Origin of the sequence: Pseudomonas sp. HD6422, assembly GCF_025377065.1 — a bacterium.
In the GTDB taxonomy this organism is placed as follows: Bacteria; Pseudomonadota; Gammaproteobacteria; order Pseudomonadales; family Pseudomonadaceae; genus Aquipseudomonas; species Aquipseudomonas putida_U.
Map to the genome: position 1 here is coordinate 1 of NZ_JAHWIW010000024.1, position 13,922 is coordinate 13,922.

Sequence of the window (13,922 nt, forward strand, 5' to 3'; positions counted from 1 at the left end):
GCGCGGGCCCGGAAGGCGCCGTAGCGAGGGGACCCGTAGCGAAGCGGAGGGCCGGATGCAGGAGCAAGCGGTTTTGCCTACTTTTCCCAAGAGAAAAGTAGGCCGCCGAAGGCGGAAGGGGCCAGTAGCGCCACTACACACAATGGATGAGCTCACGATCTAGATGCCAAGCCAAGCCAAGCCAAGCCAAGCTCCCCGACAATCCGTGAAGAGCCAAAACTTTGCGCTAGCCTAGAAGCCGACGACCCTACTTGGAGAGGCACGATATGTCCGTTGGCAATGCGATCTATCTCGATGACCTGCACGTCGACCAGACTTTCAGCAGTGGCGATTTCCCCCTCGATGCCCAGCAGATCATCGATTTTGCCCGCCAGTTCGACCCGCAACCCTTCCATCTGGACGACGCCGCGGCCCGAGGCACTTTTTTCAAAGGCCTGGCCGCGAGCGGCTGGCACACCGCGGCGATCACCATGCGCCTACTGACCGAATGCCTGCCCATCGGCAGTGGCGTGATCGGTGCTGGCGGCGATATCCAGTGGCCCCGCCCGACCCGGCCCGACGACGTCCTGCACGTGTTCTGCAAGATACTGGAAATCCAGCCGTCGAAATCCAAGCCTGACCGCGCCATGGTGACCACCGAATGCCTCACCCTCAACCAGCACGACGAGGTGTGCCAGCGCATGGTCAGCAAGCTGTTGGTCATGCGCCGGCCGTCGGAGCCTGGAACACCGGCGTAAGCCCACTGCTGCGTATGCGCCCCACCAGCGTGGCCAGCCGAGCCTGACGGTAGGCGGCCACATCGACGTCCTGGTAATCATAGAAGCCGATGCCGTCTCGCAGCCCGCTACGCCCATCGCGCATGTTGGCGAGCACGCTGGGCGGTGCCTGGAAACGCTCGCCGAGCTGGCTGGCAAGGTACTGCGAGGCGTAGTAGAGGATGTCGCCACCGCCCCAATCGATGAACTCGAGCAGGCCCAGCACGGAAAAGCGCAGACCGAAACCGGTACGCACCGCAAGGTCGATCTGCTCAGCGCTGGCCACGCCTTCTTCGACCATGCGCGCAGCTTCGTTCATCACCAGCGCCTGCAAGCGGGGCACGATGAAACCTGGCACGGCGTTGCACACGACAGGGACTTTGCCGATGGCGCGCAGGGTTGCCAACAGGGCATCGACCGTCGAATCGCTGGTCTGCGCACTGCGTGACACCTCCACCAACGGCATCAGATGCGCGGGGTTGAGCCAATGCGCGTTGAGCATTCGCGCGTGCTTGTCGACCATGGCGGCCAGCTCGGTCACCAAAAAGGTCGAGGTGGTCGAGGCGATGATGGTGTCCGCTGCCACATGCTGGTCGATCCAGGCGAATGCCTCGCGCTTGGCCTGCAACACCTCGGGCACTGCTTCGAAGACCAGTCCACAACCTTGCAGCGCCTGGGGCCCCTCGGTGCGCGGCAGTAGGCAGATGCGCTCCAGCAAACACTGCGCCTGCGTGGCGTCGATCAGCTCGAGGGTCGCCAGGTTGGCGGCTTCGGCTGCCAGGTTGTCCCGTAGCACCTGAAAGTAACGTACCTGCGCCGTTTGCTCACGGACCTTGAGATCGATCAGGCTCACCTGCAACCCGGCCTGGGCGAAGGCCAGGGCGATACCTTCGCCCATGCGCCCGGCCCCCACCACTGCGATACGCTGTACAGGCGCGCTCATGGCAGCACCCCCTCGCGCAGCAGCGCCGCCATCTGCGCCTTGTCCAGCGTCGCCAGGCCCAGGTTGTCCAGGGTTCGACCTTCGCTGTAGAGGTCGCGCCCGGTCACTGCCGAGGCGAGGGCCAGCAAACCCTCGGCCACAGGCGTCGGCACGCCCGCCCAGCGTCCCACCGAGACCAGCAGTGAAAGGCCCAGGCGAGTGTCTTCGAGCATGTAGCGGTGTTGCTGCAGATCGATCTTCTCACGCCAGTCGCCACTGTCGGTAAGCTTGCCGTGGGCACCGCGACCATACATCCATTCATCGCCCTGGTCGGTGTTGTAGTGGTCGGCCAGAGGGAAGTGCGGCGCGGGGTAGCCGAGCGCTTCGCGCACGCGCATGCGTTCGGCGTCCAGTTGGTTGGTGACCCGGCGGATCGATGGTTGGGTGCCTTCGTTGTGGATGTCCCAGGAGTCGAAGTGTTCCAGCGGGCCGGCGTTCATCAGGATCAGCGGTGGGTGGATGATCGGCCCGGCGTTCATCAGTGCGCCACTCAGGGCATCCTCGATCGGCTCCACGCTAGGGTACGCCTCGCGCAACACGTCAAAGGCATGGGCCGACAGGCGACTGGGCAGCACGCCGGTAGGCAGGCGTGTGGCATAGGCGCTGATCACCAGTTGATCGGGACCATGCTTGCGTACCAGGTAGGGCAGGGTGCCGGTTTCGGCGAAGGCTACCTCGGCGTGGTTGCCACACTCGTGCATGGCCTTGGCGAACACATAGCTGCCGAAGGTGCCCGGCGGCAGGAACACCACCTGGCCGTCGCGCAGCAAGGGTGCGACGTCAGCGGCCAGGGCCTGGTGCGTGGTCGCCGGCAGCGGAATGACCACCAGTTGCGCACCTTCCAGGGCCTGGGCCAGGTCGCCGACCAAGGTCAGTTGCTGGTCGAGCGCGACCTGCCGGGTGCCGCGAAAGTCGCGAACGGTCAGTGCGCCGATGGCCTGCAATTGCTTCAGCGCCGCCTGGTCGCGCCGCCACAGGCGAGTGCTGTGACCGCGCTCGGCCATTTCGACGGCGGCGGCATAGCAGCCGTGGCCGCCGCCAAGGATGGTGATATTCATGGGTGTCGTTTCCTGTGTTGAGGTCAGTCGATGCTAGCGAGCGGATCCGTCCAGGGCGCTACGGATCGCGCAGCAGGCGTACCGATTGCGCAGCGACTCAACGGTTCAGGGTGGCCGAGGGCAGGCAGCCGAAGCGGCGGCGGTATTGCTGGGTGAAGTGCCCGGGGCTGTTGATGCCATGGCGCAGCAGCACATCGGTGACGCTGCCTTCGCCAGCTTGCAAGGCATGGTGCACCGCCAGCAGGCGACGCTCGCGAATGTATTCGACCGGCGTTTGCCCCAGGAAACGACGAAAGCCGGTTTGCAAGGTGCGTAGCGAGACGCCGCTGAGGGCGCACAGGCTGGCCAGGGCCAAGGGCTGGTCCAGGTGTGCGTCGATATGGTCGCAGGCCCGGCGCACGTGCCAGGGCAACGGGGGGCGCTGAGCATGTTCGAGGGCGGCGCTGTAGTTGTGCGGCAATTGGGTCAGCAGCAGGTGCGCCAAGTGCTCCGACATCCCCTGACGCAACGCCGCCAGATTGAGGTCGAGGGCGAACAAGCGGCAGATATAGTCCAACCCCAGGCCCAGCGCCTGCACGCCAGGATGGCTGGCGGCAAGCGGCACATCGAACGCCAGTGGCTGGCGCAGGCTGTGCCCAAGCAAGCGCTGGACCTGCACTTCCAAGGCCTCGCGCGGCACGCTCAGGACGGCGTTGCGGCAGCTGCCGCCCGTGACGATACGGCTGCTGGCGAACGGCGAGCTGACGCTCAGGCCACCTGCGGCGACCGCTGCCTGCCGTCGGCCTTGGGTCACTTCGCAGCGCCCCTGCAAGGTACTGCGAAACAGGTACTGCTCACCGCTGCTCTCCAGGCTGATCTCCACTGGCGCGTGGTAGTGCAGTTCGAGCAACCGCACACCGCCGAACTCCACGCCGCCGACCTGTAAGTGCGGTGGCGTATCGTCCAGTACCCGCAGGCGATGCGGGCACAGGTAATTGGCCAGCTGCGTCTGCATCTCGGCCAGGTCGAAGGAGTCGAGCAGGACGAAACGCTGCAGCAGGCCGCTGTCGCTGAGCATCTCAGGCGGCGCCGGGGTGTTCGCGTTGCATGCTGGCCCTGAAACACTTGCAGCCCTTGGCCAATAGAACGATGGCCAGGAACGAGGCGAACACGCTGACGATCGACATCGACGAGCCGACTGCCGCCGGTACGCCGAAGTAGCGGTCGGTGATCAGCGCGACCAATGTGGTGCCAAGGCCCAGAGCGAGCAGGTTGCTGATCAGCAGGAACACCGCCGACACCTGTGCGCGCACCTGGTTCGGCGAGAGGATCTGCATGGCAGCCGTGGAGGCCGGCATCGGGAACGAGGCGAAGAACATGGCAGGTACCAACAACGTCACCGACAACCACAGCTGGTCGACCTGCGAATACAGGGCTGCCGGCACGATCATGCCCACTGCACCGATCACTCCTGTACGCATTGCCGCATCGCTGCGCCCGCGCTTGGCCAGGTGGTCGGTGAGCCAGCCACCGAACACCACACCGGTGGTATTGGCCAGCAGCAGGATGGAACCTAGCATGAAGCCTGCCTGCTCGGGGCTCATGCCGAACTTGCGGATATACAGTGCCGGTGTCCAGCTGAGCATGCAGTACAGCGCCATGGCGTAGAACGAGAAGCCCAGGTAGTGGCAGGCGAACGTCGCCCGATGACGACCGATGAAACGCAGGCCGTCGGTGAGCCGGACCTTGCGTACCTTGCCGTCGGCGTCCAGTTGGGCCCCTTTGCGTTGAGGATCGCGCACGGTCAACCAGATCAGCAGGCCGACGATCACCCCCGGCAGGCCGACGATGAAGAACGCCAGCTGCCAGGCCTTCATGGCGCCGAGAAACGCCACCTCGATGGTTTGCGCATCCTTGAGCATGGCGATCACGTAGCCGCCGACCAGGAAGGCGACGCCACCACCGACGAACGAACCGATCGAATAGATGCCAACAGCGCGGCCCAGCTTTTCCTTGGGAAACATGTCGCTGAACATAGAGTAGGCCGAAGGTGACAGGGCCGCCTCGCCGACGCCGACGCCGATGCGGGCCAGGAACATCTGCACGAAGTTCTTGCTCAGGCCGCAGGCCGCGGTGGCGATGCTCCAGAAGATCACTCCCAGGGCGATGATCCGCGGTCGCGAGAAGCGATCCGCCAGATAGGCGATGGGCATGCCCATGAACGCATAGAACAACGAGAATGCCAGGCCATGCAGCAAGCTGAACTGGGTGTCGGTCAACTGCAGGTCGGCCTTGATCGGCTCGATCATCAACGCGAGGATCTGCCGGTCGACGAAGGAAAATATGTAGGCCACCATGCACAGGATGACCACGTACCATTCGTAGAAGTAGCGCTTTTCGCGCAGCGTTTCGGGTTGCGCTTGGGTGAGGTTCGTCATGCTCGCATGCTCTCGAAAAGGAAGCCGTAAGGTGTCGGGGCGTTGAGATGTGGCTGAGGGCGCGGCGGGCTCATCGCCGTGGATCAGCCTGCGGCTTGATGGAAAACACCGCGACGGTAGTGATCGCGCCCATGACCAGGAGCATCACCGAGACCGGCCAGGCGTCCTTGTACAGGCTGAACAGCGCGGTGGCCGCCAACGGCGCCAGACCGCCGGAGAAGATCGAGGCGATCTCGTGCCCCATGGCCAGGCCCGAGTAGCGCACCTTGGGCGGGAACAGTTCGCCCATCAGCGCCGGTTGCGTGCCGATCATCGCGCCGTGACAGAACGCCATGCCCAGCAGTGCCGCCAGGTACACCCACACAGGCGAATGGGTATCGAGCATCCAGAAGAACGGGAAGGCCAGCAGCATCAGCCCCACCGAACCGATCGCGTACACCACGCGGCGGCCAAGGATGTCCGACAACCAGCCCCAGAACACAATGGTGCCGGCTTCGACGATCATCGCGACCATCACTGCCGCCAGCACCAACTGGGTGTCCAGGCCGGTGAACTTGGCGTAGGCGATGGTGAACGCCAGAAACAGGTAGGCACTGCCGTTCTCAGCGATGCGGATACCCATGGCTTGCAGCACCGCCTTGGGGTGCTTGCGCAACACTTCCATGGCCGGGATGTGCTCAGGCTGGTCGGCTTGAGCCTGTTCTTCGACGAATGCCTTGCTTTCAGGCAGCCGGCGGCGGATGTAGACGCCAACCCCGAAGATCAGGATGCTGGCCAGAAACGGCACGCGCCAGCCCCAGCTCATCATGTCGTCGACCGGCAACATCTGCACCAGATAGAACGCGGCAGCCGACAGCACGAAGCCACCGGAGACCCCCAGCTGGCTCCAGGCCGCATAGAAGCCGACGCGGTCCTTGGGCGCGTTTTCGCTCAGCAGCAGCACGCCGCCGCCCCATTCGCCACCTGAAGCCACCCCTTGCAGCACGCGCAGAATCACCAGGCATGCAGGGGCCAGATAGCCGGCCTGCTCGAAGGTCGGCAACAGACCCATGGCGAAGGTGGCGGCGCCCATGATCGCAAGGGTCATCACCAGGGCCTTCTTGCGTCCGGCCTTGTCGCCGATGTGGCCGAAGATCAGCCCGCCGAGCGGGCGGGCCAGGAAACCCACCGCGAAGCCTGCGAACGAAGCCATGGTGCCGAGCACCGGATCGGTGCCAGCGGGGAAGAACAGCGGCGCGAAGATCAGTGCCGCTGCCGTGCCATAGAGGAAGAAGTCATACCATTCCAGGGCATTACCCAGTACCGAGGCAATGACGATACGGCGCATGGTACGAGGATCGGTATCACGGGTGATGCTGGTGTTCAGATTACTCATGAGCCATCTCCAGACGGGCCACTCACCAGAATTTCCAGGTGTAGGAAGTGATCAGGCGGTACTCGTTGTAGTCGTTGCCATATTTTTGTTGGGTACGCATGTTCTTCAGGTCGAACGACAGGTCTTTCAGTGGCCCGCTCTGGATCACGTAGCTGAGCATGATGTCCCGTTCACTTTCCTGGTCCCGTGCAAGGCCTGGACCACGGTCGACGTCGGTGCCTTTGATATAGCGGGTGAACAATTTCAGGCCGGGGACGCCCATCGCCGCGAAGTTGTAGCCGTAGCGCACGCTCCAGCTGCGCTCGTCCGGGCGAATGAAGGGCACGCTGGCCCAGTTGGGCAGCCACAGTTGCGGCACGTAGCCGTTTAGGGTCGGGAACACCGTGTCACCGGTCATGCGCTGGTAGCTCAGGCCGACCATGTGGCCGCTCTTCTCCAGGGTCACCAGGCCGAAGTAGGCGCGGTTGTCCACCGGTCCGCTGCGCGCGGCGCCGTCCTCGCGGTTGTTGAAGTAGCCGACGTCGGTCTTGAGCTGATAGCCATCGGCGAACTTCAGGGTGTGCTTGATGCCGCCGTAGTCCTGCTTGTAGACGTCGTTGAGCACGCCATGGAAGTAACTGCCTTGCAGGTCCGGGGTCAGGTTGTAGGTGGCTCCGACGAAGTCCAGGCCGTCGCTGTCCTGGCTATCGCTGGTGCCGTAGCGGTAGAGGCGCTCGTGGTTGGAGGATTCACGGGTGACGATCGACCAGAAGCGGCCGCCGACCAAGGTCAGGCCATCGATGTCCCGCGACTCGACCACTGCACCCTGGTAGATGGTGTCGAGCTGGCGGCTGGGGTCATTGGACGCGACCGGGTAGAACGGCTTCTGGTCACCGATTTTCACCACGGTGCGGGCGTATTTCAGTTTCAGTGTGGCACCACCGCGACTGTAGTCGTCGGCGGCCTGTTGACGATGCCGGCTGTAGGGCAGGGAGCCGTCGTTGCCGGTCGAATCCAGACGCAGCGCATACTGGCCATTGAGGTCCAGGCCGACGGCCAACGGCGTGTCGGTGTAGCCGGATTCGAACTGCAGGTCGAAGCCCTGGGACCAGTTGCCGACCTTGGACACAGGGGCACTGGAGTTGGTGAAGTTACGGTTCAGGTAGAGGTTTCGGAAGTTCAGCGAGAGGTGGCTGTCATCGACCACGTCCGCCCAACTGCTCAGGGGTATCAGGGTGCCAATACACAGGCAAATCGATTTCGCACGCAACGGCCTTATGAGTTCCATGGGGTAATCCTGGAAATGTGATCAGTACAAGTTCCGGGCAGTCGGGTAACTGGGCAGAAAACACTGCAGGTCTGGGCCCGCTTGTCTGTCACGTCTTGTTTTTGTTGTTTTAGATATCCAGCACCAGGCGCTTGCCGCGCGCCCGGGAACAGCACAGCACGATCTGTTCGTTGCTCTGTTTCTCCTCATCGGTCAGGTAATGGTCACGGTGATCGGGTTCGCCTTCGAGCACATCGCACAGGCAGGTGCCGCACACACCTTGCTCGCAGGACACCTCGACCTTGACCCCGACATCACGCAGCGCGGCAATCAAGGTCTGCCCGGTTTGCACCTGCACGCGCTTGCCACTGCGTGCCGCCACCACCTCGAAGCTGGCGCCCGAGGTGTCGACTTCAGCCTGGAAGTGCTCGTGGTGGATATGCCGGTCGTCGAAGCCTTGCTGGCGTGCGCCCTCGATCACCCAATCCATGAAGCCTGTCGGGCCACAGGTATAGAGATGCACGCCTTCAGTGCCCGGCCCCAGCACCCGGGCCAGGTCCAATGGCCGGTTGCCGTCTTCGTCGCTGAAATGGGTGAACACACTGGCGGCGAACGGCGCCGCCAGCAGTTCGTCGACAAAGGCGCAGCGGCTGCGCGAGCGGGCCCGGTAGTGCAGTTCGAACGGCTGGCCCTGGGCGTGCAGGGTGTGCGCCATGGCGATCAGCGGTGTGATGCCGATGCCGCCTCCGAGGAGGATCGAGCGTTTGGCATCACTGGCCAACGGAAACAGGTTGCGTGGCGCACTGATACGCATCGGCGTACCGGGTTGCAGGCGTTCGTGCACCGTCCGCGAGCCGCCGCGCGATTGTCGGTCGTTGAGCACGCCGAGGCGATAGACATTGCGTTGCGCCGGGTCGCCGCACAGCGAGTACTGACGCACCAGATCGGGAGCCAGATGCAGGTCGATATGGGCCCCCGCGGCGAACTGCGGCAGCACCTGGCCATCGACCGCAGCCAGTTCGAGGACGACGATGTCGTCCCCTTGCACCTCGCGGGCGGTGACGGTCACGTCGAGCAGTTGTTCGCTCATGGCCGTCGCCCTAGAGGATGTAGCCGATACCGGCCAGGGCATCGTCGCTGTTGATCAGGCTGATGACCTTGCGGTGGATCTTGAAGCTGGCTTCGGCACGCACCAGGGTGTAAGTCAGATCGGCGCTGTAGTGCTTGAGGCTTTCCTTGCGGAACTCGCGGATGTTCTGTGCCGCACGCACGGTGACATTCACCCCATCGTCGGCGAGCACGCGGATGCGCGAGATCGTGCGCACGGTACGCGGTTGCGGGCTGGTCGAGATCGACTCGCCACCGATCAGCCGCTGCACGCGCAGGCCGCGCATGTGGTGGTCGTCGTAGGCGTAGTTGAGGGTATTCTCGTAATCGGTCTGCTTGGGATCGATGGGGATGATGTAGGTCCCTTTGTCGGTCCACAGGTTAAGCCAGGCGTCGTACTCACCATGGTCGAGCATGTCGCCTTCCTGCCAGATGAACGCGGTGACTTCGTTGAACAGGTTCAGGTTCATCATTTGTTCTCCGCGCTCATCATTTTCTTCCACTGTTGGTACGCCGCACGCATGCCGGTTTCGGCACTCACGTCGGAGATCAATCCGTCTTCGCTGGGCTTCTCGCCTGGCAGGCCGCGGTTGAGCATGATCCACAGGTTCTCGCCGGCATTGGCGCCTTTCTGCACCCGCTCCCAGGCCTCGGAATCGTCCGGCGTGCCGAAGCCCATCGGCCCCTGGAAGTGTTCGTGCAGACGCAGGCGGTAGCGGTTGGCCGCCGCCGGGCCGCCGTCCATGGTGATCACCGAGTGGTGGATCTCGGTCTCGCTCACCGAGATCGGCTGCAGCACACGGAAGAACGCCATCGAGCAGGCGACGTTGGGGAACAGATTGAGGTTGAAGCCCGAACCGCCGACGGCGCGCACGATGCGACGTACCTGCTGTTCCTCGATGCCCTCGTCACGCAGCTCGGCGGCGAGGCTTTCGAAGCGCTCCGGGATCGGCTTGTCGAGGTCGGCTTCGAGGTCCACCAGCTCAGGGATCATCACCATCACGCTGTGGCCATTGCCCAGGTCTTCGACGTAGCCTGGGCCTTTGACGAAGTCGAACAGCTCCAGGGTCTGCTCGTCGACCGAGGACAGGAAGCTCTTGTGCACCAGCGGGAAGTGGTAGGCGTCGGTGGTGTTTTCCAGCTGGATCTTCCAGTTGCCGGGGAAGCGGAAACGGTGCTCGCCTGGGACCTTGATGCCGTAGCCGGCGCCCTGTTTCATGAACAGGTCCATCCATTTCTTCGCCGCGCCGAGGAAGTCTTCCAGCGGCTCGATGTCCTCCTTGAAGGTGGCGAAGACCATGCCGGCGTAGCTTTCGGTGCGCAGGCTGACCAAAGGCAATTCGCTCTTGTCGATGCAGTCGCCATAGCTTTCCGGGTGTGGGATGCCACGCAACGAGCCGTCCAGGGCGTAGCCCCAGCCGTGGTAGGGGCAGACGAAGCTGTTGGTCTTGCCTTTCTTGTGCTCGCACACCGTAGCGCCACGGTGGCGGCAGCGGTTGAGCAGGACGTTGATGTCCTTCTTGCGGTCGCGCACCACGATCACCGGCTGTTTGCCGATATAGGTGGTCTTGTAGCTGCCGGCGTCGGGGATTTCGCTTTCGTGGGCGACCCAGATCCAGGTGCTGTGGAAGATCTTTTCCAACTCGGCATCGAACAATGCCGGGTCGGTGTAGAGGGAGGTGTGGACACGGTCGGCCTGCACCAGCTCGGCCGGGTCGACCGTCAGGTTGACGGCGGGAATCAGGTTGCTCACGGGAATACCTCTGCAAGGCGATTTCTTATGTGAGCAACGCTAATGGCAGGGTGAGGGGCGCTCAATGACAGGGACGGGCAATGTCGTTGCGTTTTATGCAACGAGTGTTCAGTTGCAACTGCGGTGTCTTCTTACAGGGGCCAACCCACTGCAGTGGTATCAGCAACTGGCTCTCAGGAGTTGGCCGCCATGCGTACCGCCTTGGCCATCTCCGTTGCCAGCTCGCGGCTCAGCCCATCCAGGGTCCGACCTCGGCGGGTGACGATCTGAATATCGGTGGCGTTCATCGCCGGGCAATCGATAGCCAGTGCCTTGAAGGTGCCGTTCCTGATCTCGTCGATGATCGGCAACTCGGCCAGCAACGTGGCCCCCAACCCCGAACGCACGTAGTCGAGGATCACTGCCAGCGAATTGGAGGTGAGGGTGGGCACGATGTCGAACGGTTGATCCTTGCACGCGGCATCGGCCAGTTCGCGCACCCGGAAGTTGGCGCCGGGCAACACCAGCGATTCGCGCGCCACCTCTGCGAGGGTGACGGTCGAGCGCTGGGCCATGCGACTGTCACGGTGCACGATCATGCGCAGCGGTTGGGCCAGGCTGAACAGCCGGGTCAGGCGCGCCGTCGCGCTGGGCGCGAAGATCACGCCGAGGTGGGCCTCGTCGGCCAGCACCTTGCGCTGCACCTCGAGCGATGGCGCGCTGATGATCTCGGCCTTGTGCGCGCCGTGGGCGTGGAGGAAGCCTTGCAGCGAATTGATCGCTCGGGCGCCGAGCAGGCCTTCGCCGATGGCGATGACCGTCGAGGCCTGCTGACGCTGACGCAGTTCGTCGAGACGGTCGATCAGTGCCGAGTGCTGGCGCAGGCGCTCGACGTAGTAATCCACGGCCGCCTCGCCGGCAGCAGTCAGGCTGATGCGATGGGTGCCGGGACGTACCAGTTCGATATCCAGTTCCTCTTCCAGCCGCGCAATCTGGCGGCTGACCGATGACGTGGCGACCCCCAGGGCTTCGGCGGCGGCGCGCATCGAGCCCTTGTCATGGCTCAGGTGCAGGTAACGCAGGCGGTGGTCCTGCATGTCGATAGGGCGGGTGGGCATGACCTCTACCTCGGAGTAAGCACGGCAGGCATTGGCGTGGTCCCCGCCATCCTGGTGGGGCGCTTTCTGGCTTGTTGTTATCGTCCCGGCGCGGTTGCCGGGCGTCGTCGCGGTCCATGCCTGGCCATCCTACACCAGCTTTTTTTTCGCTGAAATCATGTGAAAAGTGCATAAAAAATTTTTTGGAATATTGGCGGGGTCGGTTAGTTTTTTTTGCTTTGTCGCGAAGGTTCGGGATCTGAATAAAACGCCATTTAAATCAATTAATTAAGCGGATAGGTCGGGCGAATGCGGCCGGCTAGATCGTGAGAAAGCCATGATTTAAGCGTGAAAATTCAATTGACAATTCACGTAATCGAACGCAAATTTTGTTCACCGGCACACACAACAAGAGAGATACACCATGCCGCCCAGACCCACCTTCGCCATTGCGCCTGGCCCCTGTTCGCCTCGAGTGAGCGCAGCCAATTCGCATCCTGCCCCCGAACTCCAGCATCACTACAAAAACCGTGCCTGAGACGGAGATAGTCCATGGATTCGCTTTGCCTGCGTGCCGCGCCTGTATCGGCGCTTGCCTCCGGCCCTGCCTTCGAGGCTTTGTTAGAAGGCGTTCGTGATCGTGCCCGCCTGGGTGAGTTCGATCGCCAGCGCCACATTTCCCGCGACGTGATCGATGCCTTCAAGGCTCATGGGGTCTACCGCGCCCTGGTGCCGAAGCGCTTCGGTGGGCTGGAGTGCTCGCCAGCGGCCTTCTGCGAAATGATCGAACGCATCTCCCATGCCGATGGATCGGCTGGCTGGGTGGCCAGCTTCGGCATGAGCCCGGTTTACCTGGCAGCATTGCCGCTGGAAACCATCACCGAGATCTATGGCAACAGCCCCGATACGGTGTTCGCCGGAGGCATCTTCCCGCCGCAGCCTGCCGAGATCGTCAGCGGTGGCTTCAGGGTCAATGGCCGCTGGAAATACTCCAGCGGCTCGATGTGTGCCGATATCGTCGGCGTCGGTATCGCCCCACGCAACGGCGACAAGCTCGACCTGCCGCGCCTGGCCGTACTGCCACGCAGCCAGGCGCGCATCGAGCAAACCTGGGACACCGTCGGCCTGCTCGGCACCGGCAGCCACGACCTGGTGGTCGAGGACGTGCTGGTCGGCGAGCAGTGGACGTTCGTACGCGGCGGTAAGCCGAACCTGGACGAGCCGTTTTTCCGCTATCCCTCACTGTCTTTTGCTACCCAGGTCCTTTCGGTGGTTGGCCTGGGTGTGGCCCGCGCTGCCCTGGATGAGTTGTCGGGCATGGCCAGCGGGCGTATTTCGGTAACCGGAGCCCCGGCATTGGCCGACCGGCCGTTGGCCCAGGTGGACGTGGCCAAGGCCGAGGCTGCGTTGCGTTCGGCGCGTGCCTTCTTCTACGAGTCCATCGAACGGGCCTGGGAGCACGTGCTGACCGGCGATCCGGTACCGGTCGAGGTGACCAACCTGTTGCGACTTTCCTCGACCCATGCCGCACGGGTATCTGCCGAAGTGGCACGCAGCGCGCAGATGCTCTCGGGAATGACCGGCATCTACAACGAAAGCCCGCTGGCCCGCTGCGTCAACGATGCGCAGGTGGTCACCCAGCACGCCTTCATGGGCGACGTCACCTATCAGAACGCCGGGGCGATGTTCTTCGGTAAACAGCCCCTTCCGGGCTACCTCTAATTTCCAGGGATCTTTGTCATGAGCGATAAGAAAACCTTGCGCGTGCTGTTCTGCATGGGCATCAACCAGAACTTCTTCGATGCCCCACGCGAGGAGCAGTTGCAGGTGTGGGCCGCCTTCAGCGCCATGTGGAACGACATCCACGACCTGGCCGGGGTCAGCGTGCTGGGCAACATGGACGACGACCAGAGCATGGTCGGTCCGTCCGATGGCTACCCCTGGACCACCTACCTGCTGGCCGATGTGCCGGACATTGAAACCGTGCATGCCGCCTGTAACCTGTTCCGCACCACGGCGGTGGGCGACGGGCCGTACAAACTGTGGCGCTACGCCAAGGTCGAGGCCCGCGTGGGCCGCGAACTGATCATCCAGCGTGCCTGATGTCGAGGATATCCTGTGAGCAATCTGATCAAGCCTGTCGATGCCATTGC

Annotated in this window: 13 protein-coding genes; 3 read left to right on the forward strand and 10 right to left on the reverse strand. The window is 63.2% G+C overall.

The features are described 5' to 3' along the window. The first annotated feature begins 266 nt into the window (after positions 1 to 266). On the forward strand, positions 267 to 737 hold the full coding sequence (locus KY379_RS17745) for a MaoC family dehydratase (protein ID WP_261241100.1): 471 nt from the start codon (positions 267 to 269) through the stop codon (positions 735 to 737). Here KY379_RS17745 and KY379_RS17750 read toward each other — a convergent pair. The 10 genes from KY379_RS17750 to KY379_RS17795 form a co-directional block, all read right to left on the reverse strand. Next, positions 700 to 1,698, reverse strand: a complete 999-nt coding sequence (locus KY379_RS17750; protein WP_261241099.1) for a 3-hydroxybutyryl-CoA dehydrogenase — start codon at positions 1,696 to 1,698, stop codon at positions 700 to 702. The genes KY379_RS17745 and KY379_RS17750 overlap by 38 nt on opposite strands. Continuing rightward, complete coding sequence (locus tag KY379_RS17755) at positions 1,695 to 2,795, reverse strand: NAD/NADP-dependent octopine/nopaline dehydrogenase family protein (RefSeq protein WP_261241098.1); 1,101 nt, start codon at positions 2,793 to 2,795, stop codon at positions 1,695 to 1,697. Before KY379_RS17755 ends, KY379_RS17750 begins: the two co-directional genes overlap by 4 nt. Before the next feature lie 97 nt (positions 2,796 to 2,892). After that, positions 2,893 to 3,852 carry an AraC family transcriptional regulator gene (locus KY379_RS17760; RefSeq protein WP_133324312.1) on the reverse strand — a complete coding sequence of 320 codons (960 nt, stop codon included), beginning with the start codon at positions 3,850 to 3,852 and terminating at the stop codon, positions 2,893 to 2,895. A 1-nt stretch (position 3,853) separates the two neighbouring features. Continuing rightward, positions 3,854 to 5,212 (reverse strand): spinster family MFS transporter, encoded by a 1,359-nt coding sequence (locus KY379_RS17765; protein WP_133324310.1) that lies wholly within the window; start codon positions 5,210 to 5,212, stop codon positions 3,854 to 3,856. A 70-nt stretch (positions 5,213 to 5,282) separates the two neighbouring features. Next, positions 5,283 to 6,587 (reverse strand): MFS transporter, encoded by a 1,305-nt coding sequence (locus tag KY379_RS17770; RefSeq protein WP_230385473.1) that lies wholly within the window; start codon positions 6,585 to 6,587, stop codon positions 5,283 to 5,285. A 22-nt stretch (positions 6,588 to 6,609) separates the two neighbouring features. Further along, the gene (locus KY379_RS17775) at positions 6,610 to 7,854 is read right to left on the reverse strand and encodes an OprD family porin (RefSeq protein ID WP_133324308.1); all 1,245 of its coding nucleotides are present in this window, start codon (positions 7,852 to 7,854) and stop codon (positions 6,610 to 6,612) included. Between the two features lie 109 nt (positions 7,855 to 7,963). Then, positions 7,964 to 8,923 carry a PDR/VanB family oxidoreductase gene (locus KY379_RS17780; RefSeq protein ID WP_133324306.1) on the reverse strand — a complete coding sequence of 320 codons (960 nt, stop codon included), beginning with the start codon at positions 8,921 to 8,923 and terminating at the stop codon, positions 7,964 to 7,966. A gap of 10 nt (positions 8,924 to 8,933) precedes the next feature. Beyond that, positions 8,934 to 9,410 (reverse strand): aromatic-ring-hydroxylating dioxygenase subunit beta, encoded by a 477-nt coding sequence (locus KY379_RS17785; RefSeq protein WP_133324414.1) that lies wholly within the window; start codon positions 9,408 to 9,410, stop codon positions 8,934 to 8,936. After that, complete coding sequence (locus KY379_RS17790) at positions 9,410 to 10,693, reverse strand: aromatic ring-hydroxylating oxygenase subunit alpha (RefSeq protein WP_261241097.1); 1,284 nt, start codon at positions 10,691 to 10,693, stop codon at positions 9,410 to 9,412. The genes KY379_RS17785 and KY379_RS17790 overlap by 1 nt, the downstream gene beginning before the upstream one ends. A gap of 173 nt (positions 10,694 to 10,866) precedes the next feature. Beyond that, positions 10,867 to 11,790, reverse strand: coding sequence for a LysR family transcriptional regulator (locus KY379_RS17795; protein ID WP_133324302.1), 924 nt, complete (start codon positions 11,788 to 11,790; stop codon positions 10,867 to 10,869). A gap of 531 nt (positions 11,791 to 12,321) precedes the next feature. On the opposite strand from KY379_RS17795, the gene iacA reads away from it, so the two are divergent. After that, on the forward strand, positions 12,322 to 13,491 hold the full coding sequence (gene iacA, locus KY379_RS17800) for an indole-3-acetate monooxygenase (protein WP_196173251.1): 1,170 nt from the start codon (positions 12,322 to 12,324) through the stop codon (positions 13,489 to 13,491). Positions 13,492 to 13,509: 18 nt separating this feature from the next. Next, a complete protein-coding gene (locus tag KY379_RS17805) occupies positions 13,510 to 13,872 on the forward strand; it encodes an IacB protein (RefSeq protein ID WP_133324298.1) in 363 nt (120 codons plus the stop codon). Positions 13,873 to 13,922 lie beyond the last annotated feature (50 nt).